Below are 23,609 nucleotides of genomic sequence, written 5' to 3'. Positions count from 1 at the left end.
GTTTCCCCAGGTCTGTGGCAAAGCCCCCAACAATGGGGGGCCTAGCTGGCTATACAGTTACAAAAAATTAACACTCGGTGGCGCAGGCTGGCGCTTGGCCGTCAAGTAGACGCGCCACCGCTGCCAGGGCCTGGGCCTGGCGGGTGGGCCAGTCGCCTTCGAGTACTTGAAAGGGTTTGTGGTGAGTGCGCAGCCAGTGCAGGCTATCCTCGAAGAACCTTTGCCGCTCTTGCAGGCGGGGTTGGCAGCGCTGGCCGTCGCCGACCCAATCGACACCTTGCGGGCTGAGCAGCAGGTGCAGGTCATAGTGGCGTTCGAGCAGGGCCTCCTCGAGCCAGGCGGGGCAGTCTGCGAACAGTACCCGGCTCCAAAGGATATTGCTGAGCAGGTGGGTGTCGAGGATCAACAGGTCGGGCGCCTGCTGGCGGCTCTGGTCCTCCCAGGCAAGCTGGCCGCGGGCGATGGCGGGGATATCGGCGTAGCAGGTGTCGCGCTGTTCCTGCTCGATGAAGTGGCGGACGTATTCACCGACCACCACACCTCCGAAATGTGCCTGGATTTCGCCGCTCAACCAGCTCTTGCCGCTGGACTCCGGCCCGCATAGCACCAGGACCTTCATGCAGGGACCAACGCCGGGTCGCGGCGCCATTGCACCCAGCCGCGCACGGCGATCAAGGTGAACAGTGCGTAGAGTGCTGCGGTGAGGTAGAGGCCCTTGTAGAGGAACAGGCCCACGAAGATCACGTCCAGCAGCATCCACAGCGCCCAGCATTGCACACGCTTCTGCGCCATCCACACCTGCGCCACCAGGCTGAAGCCGGTCAGGGCCGCATCGAGCCAGGGCTGTGCCGCGTCGGTCCAGTGCGCCATGGCGGCGCCCAGGCCCAGGCTCGCCAGCAGGCCTGCGCCCAGGCCGGTGAACACCTGCCCGGCCCCCAGGCTGGAAACCTGGCGTGCGTCTTCCACACGGTCAGGCCGGGTCCATTGCCACCAACCGTAAAGTTGCAACACGGCGTAGACCAGTTGCAGAAGCATGTCGGAATACAACTTCACTTCGTAGAAGATCCAGCTGTAGAGCAACACCATCACCAGGCCGATCGGCCAGCACCACGGGTTCTGCTTGACCGTGAGCCACACGGCGATGACGCCGAGCACGGCGGCGAAGAGTTCGAGGCCGGACATCGGCGATCCTTGGGCAGGAGTAGAGGGTGCGATTGTAGCCTGTAGGGCGGGGAAGCTGTAGGGGCGGTGTCGCGAATACCCTGTAGGAGCGGGCTTGCCCCGCGATAGGGCCGGCCCTGGCCGCGTGGATACAGGCCAAGGGCTACGCCCTTGATCGCGGGACGAGCCCGCTCCTACAGGGGGCTGCGTGGGTTTTGACGAGCGGCGTTATCAAACCCGGAACTGGCGCAGCAACTGTTCAAGCTCCTCGCTCAACCGCGCCAGGGCTGCGCCGGCGTCGCTGGATTGGCGCGCCGCGTCGGCGGTTTGTTGGGACAGCCCGGCGGTATCCAACACATTGCGGTTGATTTCTTCCACCACATGGGCCTGCTGCAGCGTAGCGCTGGCGATCGAGGCGTTGAGGGCGGTGAGGTTGTGCAGCGCCTGGCTGATGGCATCCAGGCTAGTGCCCGCCTCTCGGGCCTGCTCGACGGTCTGGCGCGAGGCTTCGCTGCTGGTGCCGATCGCCCTGACAGCCGCTTCCGACTGGCCTTGCAGGTGCTCGATCATGGTCTGGATCTCGGCGGTCGACTGGGCGGTGCGCTGGGCCAGCAGCCGGACCTCATCGGCAACCACGGCAAACCCCCGGCCCTGCTCGCCGGCGCGGGCTGCCTCGATGGCGGCGTTGAGCGCGAGCAAGTTGGTCTGCTCGGCGATCGAGCGGATCACTTCCAGTACACCGCCGATCCGCGTGCTGTGCCCGGCCAGCTCGCCGATCACCTGCACGGCCTGGTCGATGGTGCTGGAGAGTCGGTCGATCTGCTGCAGGCTGCCATGGATCGCCTGTTGGCCATGGTCCACCTGGCGCTGCGCCGCCTGCATCTCGCTGGCGGCCTGCTCGGCGGTCTTGGCCACGTCCTGCACGGCATAGGTGACTTCATTGACCGCCGTGGCCACCTGGTCCATCTGCAGCGATTGCTGGGCACTGTGCGCCTGGGCCTGGCCTGCATTGTCGCCCACGTGTTCGGCCGATTGGGCCAGGGCATGGGCGGCGCCCTGCAGTTGGCCGACCACACCCTGCAGCTTGCCGTTGAAGCGGTTGAAATGCTCACCGAGGCGGGTGACCTCGTCGCGCCCATGGGTATCCAGGCGGCGGGTGAGATCGCTTTCGCCGCTGGCGATATTACCCATGGCCTGCACCGCCTCCTGCAACGGGCGGGCGATGCTGCGGGCGATCAGCATGACCAATAGCGCCATCAACACGGCGATGCCCAGGCCCGCCAGGGAAGCGTCCCGAACCTGGCGGGCGAACTCGGCCTGCACGTCATCGACATACACGCCCGAACCGATGATCCAGCCCCAGGGTTTGAACAGCTGGATGTATGACGTCTTGGCCACCGGCTCACTGGCACCGGGCTTGGGCCAGCGGTAGTCCACCGGGCCTGCGCCCTGGCTGCGTGCCAGGCTGGCCATCTCGTTGAACACGGCGAAACCGTCGGGGTCACGAATGCCGGAAAGGTCCTGGCCGTCGAGCTTGGGGTTGGTCGGGTGCATGACCATCCTGGGCGCCAGGTCATTGATCCAGAAGTAGTCATCCTTGTCGTAGCGCAGGCTGCGCACGGCCTGCAAGGCCTGCTGCTGGGCCGCTTCGCGGGTGAGCGTGCCGGCTGCCTCCAGCCCCTGGTAGTAGGCCAGCACGCCGGCGGCAGTCTGCACCACGTGCCGGGTCTTCTCGGCCTTGGCCTGGTACAGGTCGCCGTGCAGCTGGCGCAGCATCAGCAGGGCGAAGGCCACCAGCATGCCCACCGCGACCAGCAGGATCAGCGACAGGCGCCGGCTGATCGACATCGACCTCAAGGTCTTCATCAAAGGTACTCCCCGTTGTTCTTGTTATCAGGTGTATCCAAGCATGCCGGGGCCGGTGCGGCACACTCGACCAAGGGCTAGGTCAGGCGCTTGCTGTCGCATGCCGCGCGAGCCATCGACAGGCTGCTCTGATAGGATCTCGGCCGCGCAAGATGAAACCTTTAGGTATCTAGGCCTTTTCCGCTGGCATTGGCCCCGTAGGGGCTGTAAAACGGCCAGGCTTTCGCGGCAACCAAATGCAAATCAAGAACAAGGGGCCTGCACGCAGCAGCGCCTCATCGGGGGAACAATGGATTTTTGGAGTGCCTTTCAGGCAATCATCTTAGGGATCGTCGAAGGTTTGACGGAGTTTCTGCCCATCTCCAGCACTGGGCACCAGATCATCGTCGCCGACCTGATCGACTTCGGTGGCGAGCGGGCCATGGCCTTCAACATCATCATCCAGCTCGGCGCGATCCTTGCCGTGGTCTGGGAGTTCCGGCGCAAGATCTTCGACGTGGTGCTGGGGCTGTCCAGCCAACCCACGGCGCGTCGCTTCACGGCCAACCTGCTGATCGCGTTCTTTCCGGCGGTGATCCTGGGCGTGCTGTTCGCCGACCTGATCCACGAATACCTGTTCAACCCGGTCACCGTGGCGGCGGCGCTGGTGGTGGGTGGGGTGATCATGCTGTGGGCCGAGCGTCGCGAGCACCGCATCGAGGTCGATCACGTCGATGACATGCGCTGGAGCCATGCCCTGAAGATCGGCTTCGTACAGTGCCTGGCAATGATCCCCGGCACCTCGCGCTCCGGCTCGACCATCATCGGCGGCCTGCTGTTCGGCCTGTCGCGCAAGGCGGCGACCGAATTCTCGTTCTTCCTGGCCATGCCGACCATGGTGGGGGCGGCGGTGTACTCGGGCTACAAGTACCGTGACTTGTTCCAGCCGGGTGACCTGCCAGTGTTCGCCATCGGGTTCGTGGTCTCGTTCATCTTCGCCATGATCGCTGTACGCGGCCTGCTCAAGTTCATCGCCAACCACAGCTATGCAGCCTTTGCCTGGTACCGCATCGTCTTTGGCCTGCTGATCCTGGCGACCTGGCAGTTCGGCTGGGTCGACTGGGCCACGGCGCACGGTTGATATGGCACGCACCCAGAGCGCGCCACGCCGTGGCGTCGAACGCACCCAGGATGCCGTTCACAACCTGCGCCTGAAACTGCTGGTATTCGCCGGGCTGTGCCTGCTGCCGCTGGTGGGGGCTGTGCAGATGGCCTGGAGCGGGCAGTCCTGGCTGCCTCTGGCGTTATACCCGGCGGTGAGCCTGGTCAGCCTGATGCTGTATTGGCAAGACAAGCACCAGGCCCGTACCGGGGCCTGGCGCACACCCGAAAAGGTACTGCATGCCAGCGAGTTGTGTGGCGGCTGGCCAGGGGCATTGCTCGCCCAGCAGCTGTTCCGGCACAAGACGCGCAAGGTGGCCTACCAAGTGACGTTCTGGGGCATCGTGGCGGTGCACCAGGTGTTCTGGGTCGACCACTTGCTGTTGGGCGGGCGCTGGTTGGGTGGGGTACTAGGCGCTGTCTGAGTGGTAGCAGGGCGGGCCCGATCGTAGGGTTGGTCGGCCCCCGCACCCTGTGGGAGTGGGCTTATCCCGCGATCGGCTACGCTCGGTCTGCCAGTCATTACACGTGCAAGCGCCTGGGTCACTCAGATGCTCACACATAGCGCTCTCCACAGGCCTCGAACGAAGCCGCCAGATGGTCGATCCACACACGCACGGCCGGCAGCAGGCCACGTCGGTGCGGGTATACCGCCTGCAGCCAACCGCCAGGCAGGGACCAGTCCGGCAGCAGGCGCACCAGTTCGCCGCGCGCCAATTCCTCTTCGCAGTACATGCTCGGCAGGGCAGTGAAGCCGAGCCCCGCACGTACGGCAGCCTTTCGCACCACGAAATCGTCAATGGCCAGGCGCGGTTCCAGGGCGACTTCCTGCTGTTCGCCCCCCGGCCCGATCAGGCGAAAATGCACCAGGCGGTCCGCCTCCGTAGCACCCAGCACCGGCAGGCCGACGAGCTGCGATGGGTGATGCAGGTGGTCGGCGAAGCCCGGGGCAGCCACCAGTTGCATCTGCGCCTGGCGCAGGCGGCGGGTGACCAGGGCCGGGTCCTCGTCGCCCAGGTCGCGCACGCGCAAAGCCACGTCGATGCCCTCGGAAATCAGGTCGACCCGCCGGTTGAGCAGCACCATATCCAGTTGTACCAGCGGATACTGCTCCAGAAAGCGGCTGACCACTTGCGGCAGGAAGGCGTGGGCCAAGGCGACGGGGCAGGACACTCGCAAACGCCCCCGCGGCTCGCTGCTCATGCTGGCCACCGCTTCGTCGGCCGCCTCTGCCTCCAGTAGCATGGCCTGACAATGGTGCAGGTAGCGTTCCCCCACGGCGGTGAGCTTCAGTTGCCGGGTGGTGCGCTGCAGCAGGCGTGTGCCCAGGCGCTCCTCGAGCTCGGCGATGCGCCTGGAAAGCCGTGACTTGGGAATGCCCAGCTGACGGCCAGCGGCGGCGAAACCACCGGCCTCGACCACGCGGGCGAAGTAGAAGAGGTCATTGAGGTCTTGCATCGGGTTGTTCCATTGTCCTACTGGTAGGACAAACTAACGCATTTTTATGGGCTTATCAGCTATTCGTTGGCCCTATAGGATTCTCTCCATCGTGATCGCCCACCGTCGCGGTCTTCATTCACAGGAGAATCCCATGAAACTGTTGCATATCGATTCGAGCATCCTGGGCGACAATTCCGCCTCCCGCCAGCTGAGCCGCGAAGTCGTCGAAGCCTGGAAAGCCGCCGACCCGAGCATCGAAGTGGTCTACCGTGACCTGGCGGCCGACGCCATCAGCCACTTCTCCGCCGCCACCCTGGTTGCCGCAGGTACCCCGGAAGAGGTGCGCGATGCCGCCCAGGCCCACGAAGCCAAGCTGAGCGCCGAAACCCTGGAAGAATTCCTCGCCGCCGACGCCGTGGTGATCGGTGCGCCGATGTACAACTTCAGCGTGCCGACCCAGCTCAAGGCCTGGATCGACCGCGTCGCCGTCGCCGGCAAGACCTTCCGCTACACCGAGGCTGGCCCGGAAGGCCTGTGCGGTGACAAGAAAGTGATCCTGGTGTCCACCGCCGGTGGCCTGCACCATGGCCAGCCGACCGGCGTGGGCCACGAGGACTTCCTCAAGGTCTTCCTTGGCTTCATCGGTATCACCGACCTTGAGATCGTCCGCGCCCACGGCTTGGCCTATGGCCCGGAACACCGCAGCCAGGCCATCGACGCCGCCCAGGCACAGATTGCCAACGAGCTGTTCGCTGCCGCCTGATCGCGTTAATGAAAAACCGGCTGTGGCCCTGGGCTGCAGCCGGTTTTTTCGTTTTCAACGGCCCTGGCCGCGACGGGCCAGCAGCAACACCAGGCCCACACCCGCCAAGGCAAGCAAGGCCGCCACGGAAAAGATCGAGGTATACCCCAGGCGTACGGCTACCGCGCCCATCACCGGGCCGGCGATGGCCAAGGCCAGGTCGAAGAACACCGCGTAGGCGCCCAGCCCGGCCCCCCGGCTGCTGCTGGGGACCTGCTTGATGGCCTCGACGCCGAGGGCCGGATATACCAGTGACAACCCGAACCCTGTCAGCCCTGCGCCCACCAGGGCCGCAGCCGGAGAGGGCGCCAGCCACAGCAGCGTCAGCCCCACGACCTCGGTGGCCATGCAGGCCATGGCTACGCTGTAGCCTCCGAAGCGGTTGACGGCATTGACGAACAGCAGCCGCGAGACGATGAAGCACAAGCCGAATGCGCTCAGGCACCAGGCCGCGCCGGTCCAGCCGCGCTCCAGGTAATAGAGGGTGACGAAGGTGGTCAGGGTGCCGTAGCCGATCGATGCCAGGGTGAGCCCCAGGCCAAAGGGCGCCACCCGACCGAAGGCCGACCAGAACGGCAACCGTTCGCCGCGCACCACCACCGCGTCCGGGCGCGTGCGCAGCACCAGCAGGGTCATCACGGCCAATAGCAGCAGGGCGACGCCGAGCACGCTGAAGCCCAGCGCGTCCACCAGCAGCACGCCGGCCGGTGCGCCGATGGCGATGGCGCCGTAGGAGGCGATACCGTTCCAGGAAATCACCCGTGCCGTGTGTTCGCTGCCCACCTGGCCGATACCCCAGCTCAAGGTGGCGACACCGATCAAGCCCTGGGCGATGCCAAGGCACAGGCGCCCGGCCAGCAACAGCAGCAGGCTCAGCCAGGGCAGGGCGACCGTCCAGGCCGACAGCAGGGTCAGCCCGCCACAGCCTGCGATGCCGTATAGCCCGTAGCGAATCGCCCGCTTGCCGCCCAGGCCATCGGCTACCCGCCCGGCAAAGGGGCGGCTGAGCAATGTGGCGAGGTACTGCAGGCCGATGGTCAGCCCCGCGACCACCGCGCCGAAGCCGAGCTGGTCGTGGACATAGCTGGGCAACACCGCGATCGGCAGGCCGATGCACAGGAAGGCAATGAAGGTATAAAAGACGATCGAAAGGATCTGCAAGGTGATGCTGGAGGCAGGTTGTTGCGCGGTCATGGGGGGCGTTCGCGGGTAGGCGGTGGGGCGTGGCCCATCATCGCTGGAGCGCGGCGGAAAAGAAAGCAGGCTAACGAAATATCGACTGGGGGCAGCCCTTTCGCGGCGCAGGGCCGCTCCTACAGAGTGCATGTTCTTTGTAGGAGCGGCGAAACGCAGGGGTTAGACCACTACGCCCTGGCTGCGCAGGTAATCGTCGTAGGTGCCGCTGAAGTCCACCACACCGTCGGGCGTCAGCTCGATGATGCGGGTGGCCAGCGACGACACGAACTCGCGGTCATGGCTGACGAAAACCAGGGTCCCGGGGTAGTTCTCCAGCGCCAGGTTCAGCGCCTCGATCGATTCCATGTCCAGGTGGTTGGTCGGCTCGTCCATGACCAGCACGTTGGGCTTTTGCAGGATCAGCTTGCCGAACAGCATGCGGCCCTGCTCGCCACCGGAGATCACCTTCACCGACTTGAGGATTTCATCGTTGGAGAACAGCATGCGGCCCAGGGTGCCACGAATCAGTTGCTCGCCCTGGGTCCACTGGCCCATCCAGTCGAACAGGCTCACGTCGTCTTCGAAGTCGTGGGCGTGGTCCTGGGCGTAGTAGCCCACTTCCGCGCTGTCGGTCCACTTCACGGCGCCGGCGTCCGGGGCCATTTCACCGACCAGGGTCCGCAGCAGGGTGGTCTTACCGATACCGTTGGGGCCGATGATCGCCACACGCTCGCCGGCTTCGACAGTGAAGCTGAAATCCTTGAACAGGACCTTGCCCTCGAAGCCCTTGGAAACCTTCTCCACGGTGACGGCCTGGCGATGCAGCTTCTTGGTCTGCTCGAACCGGATGAACGGGCTGACCCGGCTCGACGGCTTGACCTCGGCCAGTTGGATCTTGTCGATCTGCTTGGCGCGCGAAGTTGCCTGCTTGGCTTTGGAGGCGTTGGCCGAGAAGCGGCTGACGAAGGTCTGCAGCTCGGCGATCTGGGCTTTCTTCTTGGCGTTGTCGGCCAGCAGCTGCTCGCGCGCCTGGGTGGCGGCGGTCATGTACTCATCGTAGTTGCCCGGGAACAGGCGCAGCTCGCCGTAGTCCAGGTCCGCCATGTGGGTGCAGACACTGTTGAGGAAGTGCCGGTCGTGGGAAATGATCACCATGGTGCTGTTACGCGCCGTGAGGATGCTTTCCAGCCAGCGGATGGTGTTGATGTCCAGGTGGTTGGTCGGTTCGTCCAGCAGCAGTACGTCCGGGTCCGAGAACAACGCCTGGGCCAGTAGCACACGCAGCTTCCAGCCTGGCGCCACTTCGCTCATCGGGCCGAAGTGCTGCTCCAGCGGAATGCCCAGGCCCAGCAGCAGTTCACCGGCACGGGACTCGGCGGTATAGCCGTCCATCTCGGCGAACTCGGTCTCGAGCTCGGCAACGGCCATGCCGTCTTCCTCGGTCATTTCCGGCAGGGAATAGATACGGTCACGCTCGGCCTTGACCTTCCACAGCTGCTCGTGGCCCATGATCACCGTGTCGATGACGGTGAATTCCTCATAGGCGAACTGGTCCTGGCGCAGTTTGCCCAGGCGGGTGTTCTGCTCGAGCATCACCTGGCCAGCGGACGGCTCCAGGTCACCGCCGAGGATCTTCATGAAGGTCGACTTGCCGCAGCCGTTGGCGCCGATCAGGCCGTAGCGGTTGCCGTTGTTGAATTTGACCGAGACGTTTTCGAAGAGCGGCTTGGCGCCGAATTGCATGGTGATGTTAGCGGTAGAAATCAAGTGCTTGTCCTGCGGGGGTTCCAGAGGTGTATTTAGGCCCTCTCGTCTGTTTTGGGCCAATTTTGGGCCAATTCGACTCGGGGCGGCAGCTTCTCCAGCTCCCTCCAGTCCGAGGAGGAGCTGATCCATTTCGCGTAGGTAGAGAGCAACATCTCGACGCTGTGGCCGAGCTGGTTCGCGATGAACGCAGGGTTCATCCCAGCCATTAGGCACATGGTTGCGTAGGTGTGGCGGGTGTCGTACTGCCGGCGTTCACGGATGTTCAGCGCCTTGAGCGCTGCTTTGAAGTGGCGGATTGTAACACTTGGCTCGTTGATCCACAGCCCACCTTTGCTCGGTTGGAAGACGAAGGGGCTGACCGGATTGGCCGATTTGGAAGCCATGCGCTTCAAGTTGGCCACTCGGCGGGCCTGGCTGACGGCATTGATCGCCCGCTCGTTGAGCAGAATGGTTCGGTGATTCTTGGTCTTGGTGCGCTCTTGTGGCGCTCGATTGATTATGATTCGGCGTATGACTGCAGTTCGTTCCTCCAGATCGACGTCATTCCACTGAAGGCCCATTGCCTCGCCAGGTCGAACCCCCGTGAAGAAGCAGAACTCGAAGAAGGCTGCGTAGATTTGGGAGTACTTGCGAAGGCTGCCGTAAAGGTGAGCAATGATCGCTTCCGCCTCGGCCCTGGTGTATGGATCGACGACCTTCTTTACGGCCTTTGGCTTATCCAGGGAAGCAGTCGGGTTCTTGGCGATCAGCCCGTCCAGTACAGCCGTTTTGAATACGCTCGACAGCTTGATGATCGCGTTTCGCTTTACGCCTACCGAAGTCCACTGAATTTGCGAGATGACGCTGCGGAGCATCGTGGGCGTGATCATATCGATCCGCCTCAGGCCCAGGTAGGGCATCCAGTAGAGGTTGAACGTGCTTTTGTAGTTTTGCCTGGTCCCCTCGACAATGTGGCGACTATCCAGCCACATCTGGGTGTAGGCGCCCAGGCTCGGTATCGCATCGGCCGCCTGCCGGGCCAGATCCGACCCTGGGAAGAGCTCGGCGTATTTTTCGTCATCGAGCAGACCATGCCGGATCAGGCTGACTACTTGATCACGTACACGGCTGGCGGCTTTGATCCCCTGCGCTGTCGGGGGATGCGCGAGGGTTTCCCCTCGACGCTCACCATTCCAAGTGAAACGGATTCGGAGCGAGTCTCCTCGGATTTCAACTCCAGGGGGCAGACCCACAGGCTTTCGAGCCATTCCTCATATCTCCATCTGCTGTACATGATGTTGCGACCGTTCTTGTTCCAGACGCCTTCGGGTATTTTTCCGCGCTGGCGCCTGGTCTGGAGAGCTCGCAGAGTGATCCCCAGCAGCTCGGCCATCCTTTCTTCCGTTACCTTGTCCATTTCATGGGCAACGGCCTGTTCCTGCCTGGCGTGTTCATCGCCTGGCTTTTTCCTTTTTGAATGCATATAGGTCTCCACGCCGCCGGTGGCGGCAGGTTGGTTGTCAGGCTGTGGCTTTAGCGATGAGAGCCTTGGCTTCTACGATGGATGGGTACTCAGCCGCTGCCTTCGGGCCGTGCTTCGCTTCGATCTGGTAAAAGAGGTCGGCCGTGACCTTCACGAGAGCGGAAGCAAGCTCTTCCTGCAGCTCTCCCTCGGCGCGGCCGATGTCCCAGAACTGCTGCCCCCAATGACCGGCGGGCGGAGGGTTGTTGTTCTGCTTGCCCATGGCCAGGGCGCCGACGATCAGATCGCATACGGCGTCCTTGTAGATGTTGGAGCCGTCGATGCTCAGGCCCTGGCGCCGCAGGGCATCGAGGGCGTTGTTCAGGTTTGCCTCGGGCGACGGCAGGACCAAGTCGAAATCGTCCTTGCCAGGCCGGCACGCGATGACGAACAGCTCGCAGCCTTCCGGCAGGTGTTGGGCCATGCCGGAGATGCCTTCGATGGCCGCTTCGCGCAGCAGTGCTTTTATATCGGGCATAGGGGATCCTCGCCCGCGCATGTCGGCGGGCTTGAGTAGTTGGGGATGGGGGAAGTTTCGGCTTAGCCGCAGCGGATGCGCGGGGAGTGGAACGTCTGCGGGCGAGCAGGGCGGACAGCCTCGAAATAGAGGCTCCACATGTCGTCCCAGGCTTCCTTCATGGTGGTGCCCTGGCCGGTCACTCCCATACGTCGGCACCACCAGGAGCCGTTCCAGTAGGTCATTCGAGCTTTCATGGTCGCGGTCCCCTGTAGATCAGGTAGGCCATGTAGGCGAGGGCGATCATAGAAGGTGTCCTCCGGCTTCGAGCAGGCTGTCACGGTCTTCGCGCAAGCTGTCGCGGTCCTTGCGCAGCGCTTCGTTCTCGTCGAGAAGAGCAAGAACGCCTTCGGCCAAGAGCCGGTGCTGTTCGTCGCAGCAGAATCGCCGGTCATTCATCACTCGCTCCGCCAGCGCCTTCAGTGTGTCGAGGTTCACGGCTGGGCCTCCTTCGGCGGATGAACCGGGCAAGGCCAGCGCAGCGAGCCGTCGCCGGATGGGCAGGTGCACAACGCGTCATCAGGCACGTCAAAGAACCCAAGGCGCCCCTTCAGCGGTACGAACGGCAGCGGTCGCGGATCGCGCAGGACGAACCCCTTGGCACCCATGTACCAGTCCGAGTCGCTGGTATCGACGCTGTCGACCATCTCAACCGAGCCGATGATGCCGCCACGTTGTAGGCTGGCCAGCTCCATGGGGATCGGAAGGTTGCGCAGCATGCAGAACCTGTTGGCTTCGCGCAGCTCGTGCCGGGTCATGCCCTGGGCAGCATGCACCAGGAACCGCCCACGGAACTTGGTGTGCCAGGCCCGGTTCTCGATGTCCTTGCCGCCGTAGATGATGTGCCAGGCCCAGGGCTGGCGTATGGAAAGCGCCTTCACAGCTGATACCTCTCATCATTCCAGGCCGCCGGCGCGGCAGCAGGTGTAGGTTCGGGTTGGGTTTCGTGCGGGGAGAGCTGGCGCTCGTTGCCGGCCTGGATAGCCGGGCATTCAAAGCTGCGAGCCTGGTGCGTTGCCACCATGTGTCCAAAGATCATCCCGCCAATGGCTACTAGAAAAATCCCGATGACGGTCTTCACGATTTCTTCTCCATTTGCTTCAGGCAGGCGAGGCAGGTGACATCGCTCGCCTCACTGGTGAACTGGGTTGCCTTGACCAGGCGGCCGCACTTCACTTCGATAAGGCCGAGCATTGCCATGCGTGACCACATGTGGACTTTTTTCATTGGCAGAATCCTTGTTCTGCGCTGGCGCCGGTGGCCAGCAGCAGGAGGCAGAGGGCGAGGCGGGTCATCGGCTCAGTTCCTCGTCCGGGTCGGAGTTGAAGCGCCTGCACAGCGCGTGGGCGACGCCAGACCCGCAGCAGAAGACATCCTTCATCAGCACCCAGCGTGGGGTCTTGCGTCGACTGGTGCCGTTAGCCATCCGCACCGCCTTTCGGAGCAGATCATCCTCGGTGAACTCGCAGCCGGAGAGCGTAATGGTGCGGCTGGTGTCCTTCTGCTGCTCCAGCTGCTGGCGCAGGTTTCGGATTTCTTCAACCATGGCCAGCACTACAGCAGGCCTGGCAGCGCGGTAGTACGCCTCAGCATGAACGTGCGGCTCACCAATGCCATAGAACTGGACACCCAGTGCCACGCCGTCGTAGTTCAGGTAGTCGGCCGTCAGCTCGACAGAGCCTTCACCGCCACACTCAGGGCATTCCATCCATCCTTCTTCGGCACCACCGACTTGGGCGCTGACGAAGTCTTGCGGTGTAGCAGCCTTGGCCGCCGCCTCGATCGCGTCGAGGTCCAACTCAATTTTTTCGGGCATGACGATTCCTTGGCCGCCATATCGCGGCGGTAAGTTGTACAAGTGGTTGGGTTCGGTACAAGAAAATCGGCCGGTGGTCAGATTCAGCGTGCATTTCAGAACATTGTTTTCGCCGTCGAGGCAACCGGGGCTAAGGTGGGTGGACGCGACCTGATTAGACGAAAGGCGCGGGGGCCCAGCATGTGGATTCGCAGTGACGCTTTCTGGGACTGGGTAGATCCGCTCATCAGCTGGGTCGGGCTTACCAATGACCTGAAGGTCTAAGGGTTTATTGGGGGAGCAAAAAGGAGATTGTTATGCGAACCAGAGGAACGAAGTACTGGTCTTGGGTCGATCCCCAACTCCATTGCAGGACTCACGAGGAAGAGTTGTCCGATGGCACAACATTGGACATCCAAGCCAGACTATCTAGGACTGGAGCAACACAGATGTTCATCGGGGTTTACTCTCCTTCAGGGAGGCCCATCAAAGAGGAGGCATACGAAAAACGCCTTGGTGAAACCATCACACGGGCACTAGCCATTGGCGTGGAGCGCGCTCGCGTTATTGCATCCAAACAGCGAAAAGCCGCTTAAGCGTGCAGGGCCGGCGCACTAGATAGTCGGCCCGTCTCCAGATTCAGTACAAATGTGCTCCAGGGTTGGGAACCGGCACCGGGGCGTGCGCAGGCGTTGTCAGCCATTGCACGGCACTCGACCTGGCGTGGACCGTCAAACTTGCCGCAGTTGGCATGTGTGCACTCGTTGCAGCGAAGCGGGTCAGGCAGAGTGCTCGGCTCTACGCTGACGGATAAGGCGGCGTCGATGCTTGACCCCCAGTCACGAAGCAACTGTTCGGTGGGCATGACACACCCATTGCAATGGTCGGCTATCTCGCGCAGCAGCGCATCCCGCTTGGCCAGTTCGGTACGCTGGTCACAGACGACTTTCCAATGCCTGCTGATGCCATCTCGTAGCCGCTCAACCTCAGCGGTATCGATCATCGGGCCCACGCCAACAATCGGCAGCCCAGTCGCCGCCGCATCCCGCTCTGCCTCTTCTTTGGTCCACCAGAAGGCAGTACCAACCATCCAGGCTATAGGCTCGGGGTGGGCCTGCGGGGCTAACGCCTGCCCAGAGACCTGCGCGACTCCAATCCGCAGGTGCTGGCGAGCCTGGGCATGGGTCATTTCGTGGGGTGTGGCTTCGCGAACCGAGTAGGGAAGGCCTCCATCAACTTTCCTGAACACCCAGCCGTAATGGCTGAGGTTCTCGTCCATCTGGATCAGGTGGAGGCCGTCGTCGCAGGCTATCCAGCCGTCGGCGTTATTGGATCGGTTTTCTGTGGGCATGGGTGGCTCCGGCCTATGCGGCTTTCAAAAGGGCTTCAATTACTCGCTGGCCTGCCAGCGGCGGTACCGCATTGCCGGCCATGTGCATGGTCAGCCGGTGGTTGTCCGGGCGCAGGGTGTCTGCCGGGAACGACATCGCGGCCAGGGCCTCGCTGGCGCTGAGCATCCGCATGCGGTCGCCGTCGACCAAGGCCCAGCGGTCCAGGGTGGTGATGGTGCCGATCGGCCGGTTGATGTCGCGGCCGGTGGTGCCGGAGCCTTTGCCGTAGTAGGGCATGATGAAGCGGTCGCCGAATCGCTGGCGCCCGTTGCGCACCCGGTCGAGCGTGGCCTGGGCCCGGCCGGGCTTCTTGATGGGAGACCACCGACCGCCGTCGAAGTCGAGGAAGCTGGCCGCCGGCACATGCCGCTCCTGCGGTAACTGCAGCATCAGCGGCGCCTTGCTGCGGGTCAGCACCATGAACAGACGCACTCTGTGCTGCGGCACGCCGAGGTCGGCGCAGTCCACGATGTGCGGTGCTGCCTGATACCCCAGCGCTTGGATCGCTTGCAGCCAGGCCGGGTAGAGCACCCAGTCGGTGAACTCCGGCACGTTCTCGATCACCGCCGCTTGAGGCCTGTGGAACTCAAGGGCCGATACAGGCGCCCAGGCCGTCGAGCGCGAGGCGTCATGCTCGGGGTTGCCCGACTTCTTGCCGCGAGCCTTGGCGTGCCCCTGGCAGCAGGGCGAAGCCAGCAGGATGTCGTGCGCCGGCACCTGCTCCCAGCGCGCCTGGTGCAAATCCTGGCAGACGTGCTCGGTGTTGGGGTGGTTGGCCGCATGCCATTTCACGGCTTCTGGCCAGTGGTTTGCCGCCCAGAGAACTTGGACACCTGCGGCGCGCGCGCCGGTGCTCCATCCGCCGAGGCCGGCGAACAGGTCGATTGCTGTGGTCATGTGATCCTCAGGTTCAAGCAGCTGGCGATTGGTCCAGCAGGAAGTCCATCTGTGCGGCGCCTTCGATCCAGGCTGTATCCAGACGCTGGCGGGCGAGAGCGGCGTATTCGGGGTTCAGCTCGCAGATGACCGATTGCCGGCCCTCCTGCATGGCGACGAGTGCGGTGGTACCGGCGCCGCCGAACGGGTCTAGCACCATCCCGCCGCGCGGCGAGCCGGCCAGGACGCATGGGCGAATCAGGTCTGGCGGGAAAGTGGCAAAGTGCGCTCCTTTGAAGCCGTTGGTGGCCACCGTCCAGACGCTGCGCTTGTTTCGCGTGGTGTCGTAGTTGATGTGTTCCCGGCCAGGCCTGTGCTGTCCCGTCTGGCCATGTTCTCCGCTGGAGTACTTCGTCTCCCTGGCGAAGCTGTTGCGCTTGCTGCCCACGGTGCGAGGCTTCGGGTCGGCATCATAGCCATGGCCCCAGCCAACCCCGTTGTTACGGGGTACCACATTGCCTGAAACCGTCCGGGTACCGCCGTTAGAGTTATCGAAGGTTGAACCGTCGACGTAAGCGCCGCCTCGAAAGGTCGATGCAGATCCCTTCCCGGTTAGGTTTGCTGGCTCCCTGATCGCGTCCTGGTCGAAGAAGTACTTCGGCGACTTGCTCAGCAGGAATAGATACTCGTGGGCTTTGGTGCAGCGGTCGCGAACGCTCTCTGGCATCGGGTTCGGCTTGGCCCAGACGATATCCTGCCGCAGGTACCATCCGTCATCTTGCAGTGCGAAGGCCAAGCGCCAAGGCATCCCCATCAAGTCCTTGTGCTTCCAGCCAGGTGGTGCTGATCGCCATCCGGTAGCCTCGCCTTTGCCCTGCCAGGCTCCGTCGCCTCTTTCGGCCATGTAGCTCCCGCCACCACCGCGCCCACCGCTAGCGTAGCTGTCGCCCATGTTCACCCAGATAGTGCCGTCATCTCGCAGCACGCGGCGCACTTCGCGGAACACTGCAACCAAGCTGTCGAGGAATTCTCGCGGGGAGGCCTCCAGGCCGATCTGGCCGTCGACCCCGTAGTCGCGCAGCCCGAAATAGGGCGGGCTGGTGATGCAGGTGTGCACTGACTGATCCGGCAGCGTCCGCATCATCTCGATGCAGTCGCCCACCAGGATGCGGTGCTGCTGGGTCATGTCGTTGTCCTTGCGTGCAGACGCCGCCCTCGCCGGGTCGGCGTTATCGTTGAATAGGGGAAGGCGCTGGCGGGCAGCGCGGGAGGGTCAGGCGGCTGGTCCTTCTGCGATGAAGTAATCCCAGGCAGCTTTGTCGCCCTGGGCAATGAACCACTTCAGGTCCTGGCCATCCTCGGTTTCACTGACCGAGCCGCCGTACTGGGCGCCTGGGAAGGTGAATCTTGCGCCGTCTCCGCAATACGGGTATCCGCCAGTGAACTCGGTAAAGGTGACGCCGGGCTGGGCAGCAACGACGCGCTCCTTGAACTTTTCGAACCTGGCGTTGCGTGCCGCCACCTCGCTCTCGTGGCCTTCCTTGCATTCCGCCGAGCAATAGACGACGCGACCGTCGAACACTAGGTCCAGAGGGATATCGGTTTCAGCTTCTTCGTCCCAGCGGCTGGCATCGCTGTCGCACCTCGTACCGCAGTGGTTGCAGTCGAACCACCAGCCGGCATCGATGTAGGCCTGGGCAGGGATGAAGGGCTGATCGGCATACTGATCGGCCCATTGCGCGCGGCGGCAAGACACGTCGCCGAAGTCGGCCCCGATCTCCTCCGCGCCCTGGCGCCTAGCCGCAGCGTTCGACGAGGCAAACTGGATCGTGGATTCCTCTGGGTCATTGGTTTCGACGGTGTAGGCCAGCACCTTGCGTGATGCTGGATTTGCTTTCGGCTTCTTGCTCATGGCTTTCTCCATGCATGCGCCGCCCTCCGTGCTGGTGGCGGCATGGTGGCAATTTGGTTTGGGATGGAGTATTACGGGTGACCGGCATGGGGCCGGACAGAGGAACTGAAAATGAAGATCAGCAGTAACTTCAGGGAAGGAGACATTGAGGTCTCTCTTATCGCCGGTCCAGCGGGCGGCTGGGACATCCAGTCAGTAAGCGTTAAGGGGCGCAAGGTTCCTCCTACTCGAAAAGGCGAATTCGACAGCGAGGAAGATGCAAAGGAAGCGGCTCTGTCCCGCGCGAAGGCCTTTGCTGAGTCAGAAGGATTGAAGATTCGGGGCTAAAACCTCATCCCCCGGATCCTGCTGAATCATCAGCATGCTCTTCCGGTCAAAGGCCAGGGCCAGGCGGGGTGAGAAACTTCGCCGCATGCAGCCTGCCCAGGGCATGGATTCCGTGGATCAGCGCCTCGATCATCTGGCTGGCTGAGGCGTCAGCCCATCCGCAGATCGCCCGCAGGTGCTGCCCGGTTCGCTTCCTGGCTGACAGCCTCAGCGGCTCCGTCCGCGCCACAGATCGGTGAGCTTCGATTTCGTGGCGCGCAATCCTGAGCAGCGCGTGATGCCCGAGAGCTTCGATGTGGTGAATCATCAGCGTCATGGCCTCGCCCTGTTCCTCGATGCCTGCCCACTCCATCAGTTCCAGCAGGGCCTGCTTAGTCCCTGGTCGAACCTTCAAGCGCAGGTCTTCTTCCTGCAGGCGTTCGGCCTTGGCCCTTCGCTTCTCGTCACGCTGCTGCTGCGTCAGAGCCATCATCGCCTCCATTGCGCACGAACGCGGTGCCCGGCGCGTACTCGAGCAGGTCGCAAACCCGGTTGATGATCTTGAGCGCGGCGTCGAACACCTTGGCGTCGTCCGGCTCGCGGGCCAGGCGTTTCATGTTCGGCTGGTGCTCGAGGCAGACTTTGTCGACCAGGCGCCGGTCCAGCCTGCGCAGGTGATCGGCGCTGTCGTGCACTCGAAGGCTCAGCGCGAAGGCAAGGGCCACGTCATCAGGCCGGTACTGGCCGCCGCTGCGGGTGATGTATAGCTTCTTGACTGGCGACTTGAGCCAAGATGGCAGGCTGACTACGCCGGAAGGGGCTTTCTGCATGGCTGTTCTCCATGAGTCCGCTGGGTGGTAGGTGTGACTGGGCTTGTCGGCGCCTCTGGCGGACCAGGTTGTTGATCCGCTTCATGTGCTTCCGGCCGTTTTCAGCTTGTCCGATATCTCGACCAGCTGCTGGGTCAGGTTCTCGATAGTCGCGGCGCCGCGCACACGTTCGGCGCGGCCCCACTGGCAGCTGCGGTTGAACAGCAGCTGTAGGTGCTTATCCAGTTCCTTGCGGCGCTGGATAAGCTCAAGGATGGTTGCGAGTGGCATGGCTATGCACCTGTGAGATGGTGGAGCGGTGCGAAGGGGATGTCGTCGTCGAATGCGTCAGGCGGTACGCCTTGCTGGCTAGGCTGTGGGGCAGGACGCTGTTGTCGTGGTTGCTGTGCTGGTTGGTTGCCCTGTGATTGCTGCGGCGGGCTTCCGGCAAACTTGATGACGATCACTCGCCCGGTGAGCTTGACGCCCTGCGTCTGGTCGGACTTCGTGAAAACCTCGACATGCGCGTCGTCGATGGTGAAATGTATCTGCTGGCCTTTGACCAAATACTGAGCCATGGCCTCGGCCTGCTTGCCCCAGAGCGTGGCGTCTACCCACTGCACGGGCCGCTTGCCGTCTTGGCCTTTGCGGCCATAGTCGCAGGCGATAGCCAAGTTGCACACAGCGTCGCCGCCGGCGGTGTACCGCAGTTCAGCGTCGCGGCCAATGCGGCCGATATCGGTAAGTGTTGGCATGAGTTATCTCTTACTTGATACGAATCGAAGACTTGCCGCGCTCCAGATGGGCGCCCTTTACCTCCTGGCCGGACTTGATCCGTTCGGAGATAGCTCTTTTGTCAGGGACATAGGTCACGCGCGAATCGACCAAATCGTCAGGGAGCGCCTTTTCGTCGTCGATGATTACTGACTCGCGGCCTTTGGCCAGAGTGATGGTGAAGAGGGGGCAGCTAATCTTGGTGATGTTCGCCGCCTCCATGTTCTCGCGCAGGTAGTCGATGATCTGTCCCTTGCGATTGGACATGATCCGCTTTCGCTCCTGGAGGCGATCGATCTCGGCCTCCACGGCCTCGATATCGCCATCCATGTTCAGGATGACCCTGCTTACTGCCAGCGCCTTGTCGTTGAATTCAGCCTCAATGGCGCCCATGGTGTCGCGCACCGCGATAGCCATGTCTTCGTCAGCCCCATCCATAAGGACGGCCAACTCTTTGAATTGTCCGGTCAGTTCATACAGAGTGCTCATGCGGCCTGTTCCTTCTTCTGGGCGCCCTCTATGAAGGCTTTGCGCTCTTCGTATGCCTCTGTCAGGCGCCGAAGGAACGCTGTTTCGTTGCGTGCAGTGGCGCTTTTCACGAATCGGGTATTGAGCATCTTCAGCTCATGCATGGTGACAGCGCCTGCCAGGGTTTCTACAGCGGACTTGAGCCACTCCAGTCGTTCTTGCTTCTGGCGCTCTTCCTCGGCAGCTTTATCCTCTGCCTTCTCAATGGCCACCTCGCTGCGTACCGTCTCGACGTAGGAGGCGTCATCGAACATGCCCATGTGGATGTCAGCCGCGAAGCCAAGAGGCTGAAGGCACTTACCGATAGCGTCTGTGAGAGACTTCTTCGCAGCCTCCCAATCCGTGATGATCTTGCCCTGCTGGAGAAGTACAAACGGTGTGTGCCCGTAGTGTTCGACAGTGCATTTCTGCCCGTCTTTGCCCAGGTACCAAAGCTGGATCTTGATCGTGTGCAACTTGGCGTTGATTCGCGGCGCATCCGGCCATTCCTTGGTAGGAGCTGAAAGCGGGGCGCCCTCATCGAAACGATCCTCAAGCACCGTCCAGCCCCATCCCTCGCCGCAAGGTCCGAATACTTCGGTCGCTTTGCGCATGAGGTAGGTGGGCTTGATTGCGGTTCCTTTGAAGCCGCCCATCCCAGTGAAGTTTTTCGTTGCACTGGGGTCGGTCGTGTCAACCTGGTCCCAGATGCGCATGTTTGCATTGGACATTTGTCACCTCGCGCCAGGCCGGCGCCGTCAATTGGAATAGTGGAATGCCAGGTCACCCAGCGACGGAGGGTTGGTCCGGGCCCTGGCTGCCGGTGATGGTTGCGCGCTCTACCGGCTTACGCTCCCTTGCGGGCACGGTTATCCCCAGCGGGGCCCGCCGGGCTCGGGTGTGTGTTCAGGAAGTGATGCTGCCGGCCAGTGCGCTAAGGAGGAGCCAGCCAGTGCAGAAGGTGAGGGCGATGAAGGAACCACGCCAAGTGGAGATTCGGCGGGCACGCTGGTTACTGGTCATGGCCGGGGCCTCACAGCGATCTGACCGGCCTTGAGCGCCGCTACGATCTCCGGGCGCAGCTTCTGCACTGGCCATTCACGCGGCAGGCCCACGCCGATAATGGCCAGGCTTCGCTCAATCTGCTCGAGTTGCTCGTCAATCAGGGATTTTACAGGTGCGGTGCTCATGCGACTCTCCCGTTTGTGGTCATCCATTGCTCGTGGTCGGCCATAACGAAGCGGTTCAGCCGCTCCTTGTAGTGGCGCTGCTCGGGCAGGTCTATCGCCCCTACAAGGCCGGCCAGATCGATTGCGGTGTCCAGCTCGGCGCGGAGCACATCCGTGAACCGCTCACGCGCCCATTCAAAGCGCGATTCGATGAAGTCGACAACGTCCTGCCTGGTCTTCTTGTTCATGCCGCCTCCCAGCTGCTATGGCGAATATCGTCATACCTGTCTTCAGCTTCGGCAGCGGCCTTGTCTTCCAGATACTCCCAAAGAATCTCTTCGATTTCCTCGGCGTACTTTTCAGCAGCCGCAGCGCAGCCGTTCTTGCCAAGGTCAACTGGATTTCCTTCGTCGTCATAGGTGTTGCCCGAGACGACTTCAAACTCCATTTCCCGATAGCCGTAGAAGTCGTCCGGACTTGCCCAGCTAGTCGGGTCACCCTTAACGGAATTGGAGTAAGTGATTACGCACTGGAGGACGTATTCCTCCACGATTACTTCGTAGGCCATGATCGCCTCCAGGTGGTGGGTTACTCGGTGGGTGGGGAAGGGAGTGGCATCCAGTGGGTCGGCTTCCAGCTGGAAGCCCAACTGCTTTGCGGCTCTTCCCACGAGAAGTACGGCGGATATCCGTGGGCGTAAGCAATCGAACCCTTGCCGTGCTCGCGGTAAAGCGACTCGCGGGCGCCGTATTGTTCGCTCCAGGCAAGAACCCTGGTCCCGACTTCTGGCAGCCTGTCGCTGCACTTGATCCATCCGCTCATGGCTTCACCCGGGCGGCGGAATCATCGTGCTTGTCGAGATTGGCCCGCTTCTTTGCGATGACGGCCTGTTGCTTGGTGATCCTGGCTTCCTGCTCTTCAAGCAGAAGCCGACCGTGTGCCACTGCCTCTTCCTTCGTCAGGAAGAATGTTCCATCGCGATAGTCTTTCCCGCTTTCCGAGCGGTGCCAGGGCGGCTCATGGCTCCATGCCAAGCGCACGAATGTGATCTGCTTTGGGATGAACGTGCCGCCGAGAACCCAGGCATTGAATGGGTAGCTGCGCTTTGTCATGTCGACCTCGATAATCAACCGCATGAGGCAGATGCCAGCGCAGGCGACCAACCTCTGCGCGCCGTGAGAGCGCAGTACTGGCACCTGTCTGATGCGGTCGATTTAAAGGGAAGGGGATGCAGGCGCCCGGCGCTGCCCGGGATGCGTCGAGTCTGGCCAGCTGATGCCCTCGGACTCGCCTGCGAAAGGGGTGTTACTGGTCGGCCTGGAGCCGAGCGATTGCTGCGCGGTAGGCTGCTGCATTGTCACGCTCAAGCTGGGCCTGCTTGTGATTGCCCTCGGCCTCGTTGATCGGTGCGTTGGTTTCGCAAACCTGAGCGCTGACCTCCAGCTGGGCGATAGCTGCTGCGTGTTTCATGGTGGACTCCTGGGGAGGGGATGCGGGATGCATCGGGAGCAACTCTCCGGGGCAAACCGGGGCAATAGACGTGGCGTGTTGCGCACGCTCCCGGACCTATCGCGTCAATTCCACGCGATCAACTGTGGTTCAGAGTTGCTTCCGATGAACCCCGCGACGGGGAGCAGGGCATCGGGCCAGTCTTTCCTGGCAGTCAAGGGATAGGTGCCGGTTACGTCTCCGGCGCCGAGTTACACGGCCGTGTTCATTTCCGACCGCCGTAATCCGGACCTCTGGCGGAGGATTGGCGTTGATGGCCGGCGCTGATCTCCGGCTTGGCGGCCTAACTCTATGAGGCCTCAGTAGCTCGCCAACGAGGCAAGGTTTGCGCATCAGCCTGCGCATTCAGATCACACTCCGATGCAGCCTGCCGGGCAGGGTGTCGGGCAGTTAACGTCAGGCTGACGTGGCGCTGGTTGTTCAGGGGCGATTGAGGTTTGCCCACTTCCACCCGCGCTGCCATTCGGCACTCATGCGCTCGTCGAGTGGGAGGCCTGCGCGTTGGTCTCGAAAGCCAACCTGGAAGGAGTTGCTTTGCTCGAGCAGGTAAGCTTGGCGTTCGTTCATCGTCTTGCCCTCCAGGGCGGTTGATTTCAGGTTGCGGCTAGCTGATCCGCCCTATCCAGAAGGGCAGCGCAGACACGCTCGTCGAATCTGTCGGTCGTGCGGTATTGGTCTACCGCTTGCCGGATGACGCCGGCCTTGGCGGTAGCCCAGGCCTTGTGCGCTTCGTGAGGGCAGTCAAAGCTGCCTATGAAAAGGCGCTTGCCATGACCGTCATGTGCACGAGCTATGTAGCGCTTGCGGAACAGGTAGACGCCTGTCGGCAAAGCGCCTGAGCTTGCGGCGCAGTCGTTAAGCAGCGTGTTGATCCAGATCGGCACGAAGACACATGTGTCAGGCGAATAGCGCTTCTCCTCAGGCCTGAGAATGTCCTTGTCCAAGTGATTTCCTTCCCAAGGCTTGTCCTGCATCCATCGCTTGAACGCGCTAAATCTCAGCCATTCAGGGTCAACCGAGCAGCCTGCGTAGCGAGCCGCTTCGTTCTTGCCAGGAGAGAAACACCTTCTGATTACGCCCTTCCATCGGTTGTAGAAGGGGCAACCATTTGTGGTTCGCTCGTCGTTGATGCCCACGCCGTAGATGATGCCTTTTCGCATGGTTGTTCCTCTGGTCACCAAAGCCACCTGA

Annotated in this window: 36 protein-coding genes and 1 pseudogene; 5 read left to right on the top strand and 32 right to left on the bottom strand. The window is 62.4% G+C overall.

The genetic code is table 11. The features are described 5' to 3' along the window. Window positions 1–67 precede the first annotated feature (67 nt). From K8374_RS13250 to K8374_RS13240, 3 genes are all read right to left on the bottom strand, one after another. Window positions 68–619, bottom strand: coding sequence for an AAA family ATPase (locus tag K8374_RS13250; protein ID WP_224455932.1), 552 nt, complete (start codon window positions 617–619; stop codon window positions 68–70). Continuing rightward, a complete protein-coding gene (pnuC, locus tag K8374_RS13245) occupies window positions 616–1,182 on the bottom strand; it encodes a nicotinamide riboside transporter PnuC (RefSeq protein WP_224455931.1) in 567 nt (188 codons plus the stop codon). The genes K8374_RS13250 and pnuC overlap by 4 nt, the downstream gene beginning before the upstream one ends. A 210-nt stretch (window positions 1,183–1,392) precedes the next feature. Continuing rightward, the gene (locus K8374_RS13240; RefSeq protein ID WP_224455930.1) at window positions 1,393–3,027 is read right to left on the bottom strand and encodes a methyl-accepting chemotaxis protein; all 1,635 of its coding nucleotides are present in this window, start codon (window positions 3,025–3,027) and stop codon (window positions 1,393–1,395) included. A gap of 289 nt (window positions 3,028–3,316) precedes the next feature. On the opposite strand from K8374_RS13240, the gene K8374_RS13235 reads away from it, so the two are divergent. Next, window positions 3,317–4,147, top strand: coding sequence for an undecaprenyl-diphosphate phosphatase (locus K8374_RS13235; protein ID WP_224455929.1), 831 nt, complete (start codon window positions 3,317–3,319; stop codon window positions 4,145–4,147). A 1-nt stretch (window position 4,148) separates the two neighbouring features. Continuing rightward, window positions 4,149–4,592 (top strand): DUF1294 domain-containing protein, encoded by a 444-nt coding sequence (locus K8374_RS13230; RefSeq protein WP_224455928.1) that lies wholly within the window; start codon window positions 4,149–4,151, stop codon window positions 4,590–4,592. Window positions 4,593–4,722: 130 nt separating this feature from the next. Here K8374_RS13230 and K8374_RS13225 read toward each other — a convergent pair whose 3' ends face one another. Further along, the gene (locus K8374_RS13225; protein WP_224455927.1) at window positions 4,723–5,625 is read right to left on the bottom strand and encodes a LysR substrate-binding domain-containing protein; all 903 of its coding nucleotides are present in this window, start codon (window positions 5,623–5,625) and stop codon (window positions 4,723–4,725) included. A 133-nt stretch (window positions 5,626–5,758) separates the two neighbouring features. On the opposite strand from K8374_RS13225, the gene K8374_RS13220 reads away from it, so the two are divergent. Beyond that, window positions 5,759–6,370 carry an FMN-dependent NADH-azoreductase gene (locus K8374_RS13220; protein WP_224455926.1) on the top strand — a complete coding sequence of 204 codons (612 nt, stop codon included), beginning with the start codon at window positions 5,759–5,761 and terminating at the stop codon, window positions 6,368–6,370. Between the two features lie 54 nt (window positions 6,371–6,424). On the opposite strand, the gene K8374_RS13215 is transcribed toward K8374_RS13220, so the two are convergent. From K8374_RS13215 to K8374_RS13170, 10 genes are all read right to left on the bottom strand, one after another. Then, window positions 6,425–7,603, bottom strand: a complete 1,179-nt coding sequence (locus K8374_RS13215; protein WP_224455925.1) for an MFS transporter — start codon at window positions 7,601–7,603, stop codon at window positions 6,425–6,427. Window positions 7,604–7,765: 162 nt separating this feature from the next. Then, window positions 7,766–9,352, bottom strand: coding sequence for an ABC-F family ATPase (locus K8374_RS13210; RefSeq protein ID WP_224455924.1), 1,587 nt, complete (start codon window positions 9,350–9,352; stop codon window positions 7,766–7,768). Between the two features lie 32 nt (window positions 9,353–9,384). Then, window positions 9,385–10,599, bottom strand: coding sequence for a tyrosine-type recombinase/integrase (locus K8374_RS13205; RefSeq protein WP_084858015.1), 1,215 nt, complete (start codon window positions 10,597–10,599; stop codon window positions 9,385–9,387). Window positions 10,600–10,851: 252 nt separating this feature from the next. Next, complete coding sequence (locus tag K8374_RS13200; RefSeq protein WP_224455923.1) at window positions 10,852–11,331, bottom strand: hypothetical protein; 480 nt, start codon at window positions 11,329–11,331, stop codon at window positions 10,852–10,854. A 62-nt stretch (window positions 11,332–11,393) separates the two neighbouring features. Continuing rightward, a complete protein-coding gene (locus K8374_RS13195; RefSeq protein WP_158621120.1) occupies window positions 11,394–11,567 on the bottom strand; it encodes a hypothetical protein in 174 nt (57 codons plus the stop codon). A gap of 46 nt (window positions 11,568–11,613) precedes the next feature. Continuing rightward, a complete protein-coding gene (locus K8374_RS13190) occupies window positions 11,614–11,808 on the bottom strand; it encodes a hypothetical protein (protein ID WP_224455922.1) in 195 nt (64 codons plus the stop codon). Continuing rightward, window positions 11,805–12,251 (bottom strand): ASCH domain-containing protein, encoded by a 447-nt coding sequence (locus K8374_RS13185; protein WP_224455921.1) that lies wholly within the window; start codon window positions 12,249–12,251, stop codon window positions 11,805–11,807. The genes K8374_RS13190 and K8374_RS13185 overlap by 4 nt, the downstream gene beginning before the upstream one ends. Then, window positions 12,248–12,451 carry a hypothetical protein gene (locus K8374_RS13180; RefSeq protein ID WP_224459396.1) on the bottom strand — a complete coding sequence of 68 codons (204 nt, stop codon included), beginning with the start codon at window positions 12,449–12,451 and terminating at the stop codon, window positions 12,248–12,250. The genes K8374_RS13185 and K8374_RS13180 overlap by 4 nt, the downstream gene beginning before the upstream one ends. Further along, window positions 12,448–12,597, bottom strand: coding sequence for a hypothetical protein (locus tag K8374_RS13175; RefSeq protein WP_196184420.1), 150 nt, complete (start codon window positions 12,595–12,597; stop codon window positions 12,448–12,450). The genes K8374_RS13180 and K8374_RS13175 overlap by 4 nt, the downstream gene beginning before the upstream one ends. A gap of 64 nt (window positions 12,598–12,661) precedes the next feature. Continuing rightward, window positions 12,662–13,186: a hypothetical protein gene (locus K8374_RS13170; RefSeq protein WP_224455920.1), complete on the bottom strand. Its 525-nt coding sequence runs from the start codon at window positions 13,184–13,186 to the stop codon at window positions 12,662–12,664. 296 nt (window positions 13,187–13,482) lie between these two features. Between K8374_RS13170 and K8374_RS13165 the strand changes: the two genes are divergently transcribed. Then, on the top strand, window positions 13,483–13,761 hold the full coding sequence (locus tag K8374_RS13165) for a hypothetical protein (protein WP_224455919.1): 279 nt from the start codon (window positions 13,483–13,485) through the stop codon (window positions 13,759–13,761). Here K8374_RS13165 and K8374_RS13160 read toward each other — a convergent pair. The 4 genes from K8374_RS13160 to K8374_RS13145 form a co-directional block, all read right to left on the bottom strand. Beyond that, window positions 13,758–14,516 carry a hypothetical protein gene (locus K8374_RS13160; protein ID WP_224455918.1) on the bottom strand — a complete coding sequence of 253 codons (759 nt, stop codon included), beginning with the start codon at window positions 14,514–14,516 and terminating at the stop codon, window positions 13,758–13,760. The two genes, K8374_RS13165 and K8374_RS13160, sit on opposite strands and share 4 nt — an antisense overlap. 13 nt (window positions 14,517–14,529) lie before the next feature. After that, the gene (locus tag K8374_RS13155) at window positions 14,530–15,453 is read right to left on the bottom strand and encodes a DNA cytosine methyltransferase (RefSeq protein WP_224455917.1); all 924 of its coding nucleotides are present in this window, start codon (window positions 15,451–15,453) and stop codon (window positions 14,530–14,532) included. 13 nt (window positions 15,454–15,466) lie between these two features. Next, window positions 15,467–16,618 carry a DNA-methyltransferase gene (locus K8374_RS13150; RefSeq protein WP_224455916.1) on the bottom strand — a complete coding sequence of 384 codons (1,152 nt, stop codon included), beginning with the start codon at window positions 16,616–16,618 and terminating at the stop codon, window positions 15,467–15,469. 87 nt (window positions 16,619–16,705) lie between these two features. Beyond that, the gene (locus K8374_RS13145) at window positions 16,706–17,344 is read right to left on the bottom strand and encodes a hypothetical protein (RefSeq protein WP_224455915.1); all 639 of its coding nucleotides are present in this window, start codon (window positions 17,342–17,344) and stop codon (window positions 16,706–16,708) included. A 111-nt stretch (window positions 17,345–17,455) separates the two neighbouring features. On the opposite strand from K8374_RS13145, the gene K8374_RS13140 reads away from it, so the two are divergent. Further along, window positions 17,456–17,671 (top strand): hypothetical protein, encoded by a 216-nt coding sequence (locus tag K8374_RS13140; RefSeq protein WP_176509955.1) that lies wholly within the window; start codon window positions 17,456–17,458, stop codon window positions 17,669–17,671. Here K8374_RS13140 and K8374_RS13135 read toward each other — a convergent pair. The 14 genes and pseudogenes from K8374_RS13135 to K8374_RS13070 form a co-directional block, all read right to left on the bottom strand. After that, window positions 17,645–18,140 (bottom strand): annotated as a pseudogene (locus K8374_RS13135) (hypothetical protein). The gene K8374_RS13140 and the pseudogene K8374_RS13135 sit on opposite strands and share 27 nt — an antisense overlap. Continuing rightward, on the bottom strand, window positions 18,115–18,480 hold the full coding sequence (locus K8374_RS13130; RefSeq protein WP_224455914.1) for a hypothetical protein: 366 nt from the start codon (window positions 18,478–18,480) through the stop codon (window positions 18,115–18,117). Before K8374_RS13130 ends, K8374_RS13135 begins: the two are co-directional and overlap by 26 nt. A gap of 81 nt (window positions 18,481–18,561) precedes the next feature. After that, window positions 18,562–18,750 (bottom strand): hypothetical protein, encoded by a 189-nt coding sequence (locus K8374_RS13125; protein WP_224455913.1) that lies wholly within the window; start codon window positions 18,748–18,750, stop codon window positions 18,562–18,564. A 2-nt stretch (window positions 18,751–18,752) separates the two neighbouring features. Further along, window positions 18,753–19,214: a single-stranded DNA-binding protein gene (locus K8374_RS13120; RefSeq protein ID WP_224455912.1), complete on the bottom strand. Its 462-nt coding sequence runs from the start codon at window positions 19,212–19,214 to the stop codon at window positions 18,753–18,755. Between the two features lie 10 nt (window positions 19,215–19,224). Further along, window positions 19,225–19,722 carry a siphovirus Gp157 family protein gene (locus tag K8374_RS13115; RefSeq protein ID WP_224455911.1) on the bottom strand — a complete coding sequence of 166 codons (498 nt, stop codon included), beginning with the start codon at window positions 19,720–19,722 and terminating at the stop codon, window positions 19,225–19,227. Then, window positions 19,719–20,471 carry a hypothetical protein gene (locus tag K8374_RS13110; RefSeq protein ID WP_224455910.1) on the bottom strand — a complete coding sequence of 251 codons (753 nt, stop codon included), beginning with the start codon at window positions 20,469–20,471 and terminating at the stop codon, window positions 19,719–19,721. Before K8374_RS13110 ends, K8374_RS13115 begins: the two co-directional genes overlap by 4 nt. Window positions 20,472–20,759: 288 nt before the next feature. Further along, entirely contained in the window at window positions 20,760–20,930 is a 171-nt protein-coding gene (locus tag K8374_RS13105; protein WP_024086951.1) for a hypothetical protein, read from the bottom strand. After that, window positions 20,927–21,157, bottom strand: a complete 231-nt coding sequence (locus tag K8374_RS13100; RefSeq protein WP_182942765.1) for a hypothetical protein — start codon at window positions 21,155–21,157, stop codon at window positions 20,927–20,929. Before K8374_RS13100 ends, K8374_RS13105 begins: the two co-directional genes overlap by 4 nt. After that, window positions 21,154–21,477, bottom strand: a complete 324-nt coding sequence (locus tag K8374_RS13095; protein ID WP_196126525.1) for a hypothetical protein — start codon at window positions 21,475–21,477, stop codon at window positions 21,154–21,156. The genes K8374_RS13100 and K8374_RS13095 overlap by 4 nt, the downstream gene beginning before the upstream one ends. Before the next feature lie 20 nt (window positions 21,478–21,497). Next, a complete protein-coding gene (locus tag K8374_RS26445) occupies window positions 21,498–21,731 on the bottom strand; it encodes a DUF551 domain-containing protein (RefSeq protein ID WP_224455909.1) in 234 nt (77 codons plus the stop codon). Then, entirely contained in the window at window positions 21,728–22,045 is a 318-nt protein-coding gene (locus K8374_RS13085) for a hypothetical protein (protein ID WP_224455908.1), read from the bottom strand. Before K8374_RS13085 ends, K8374_RS26445 begins: the two co-directional genes overlap by 4 nt. Window positions 22,046–22,214: 169 nt before the next feature. After that, on the bottom strand, window positions 22,215–22,379 hold the full coding sequence (locus K8374_RS13080; protein WP_224455907.1) for a hypothetical protein: 165 nt from the start codon (window positions 22,377–22,379) through the stop codon (window positions 22,215–22,217). 459 nt (window positions 22,380–22,838) lie between these two features. Next, window positions 22,839–22,985, bottom strand: coding sequence for a hypothetical protein (locus K8374_RS13075; RefSeq protein ID WP_178108273.1), 147 nt, complete (start codon window positions 22,983–22,985; stop codon window positions 22,839–22,841). A gap of 26 nt (window positions 22,986–23,011) precedes the next feature. Continuing rightward, entirely contained in the window at window positions 23,012–23,578 is a 567-nt protein-coding gene (locus K8374_RS13070) for a hypothetical protein (protein WP_224455906.1), read from the bottom strand. Window positions 23,579–23,609 lie beyond the last annotated feature (31 nt).

The organism is Pseudomonas sp. p1(2021b) (assembly GCF_020151015.1).
Taxonomy (GTDB): Bacteria; Pseudomonadota; Gammaproteobacteria; order Pseudomonadales; family Pseudomonadaceae; genus Aquipseudomonas; species Aquipseudomonas putida_K.
This window is presented reverse-complemented; position numbering and strand designations above follow the sequence as displayed.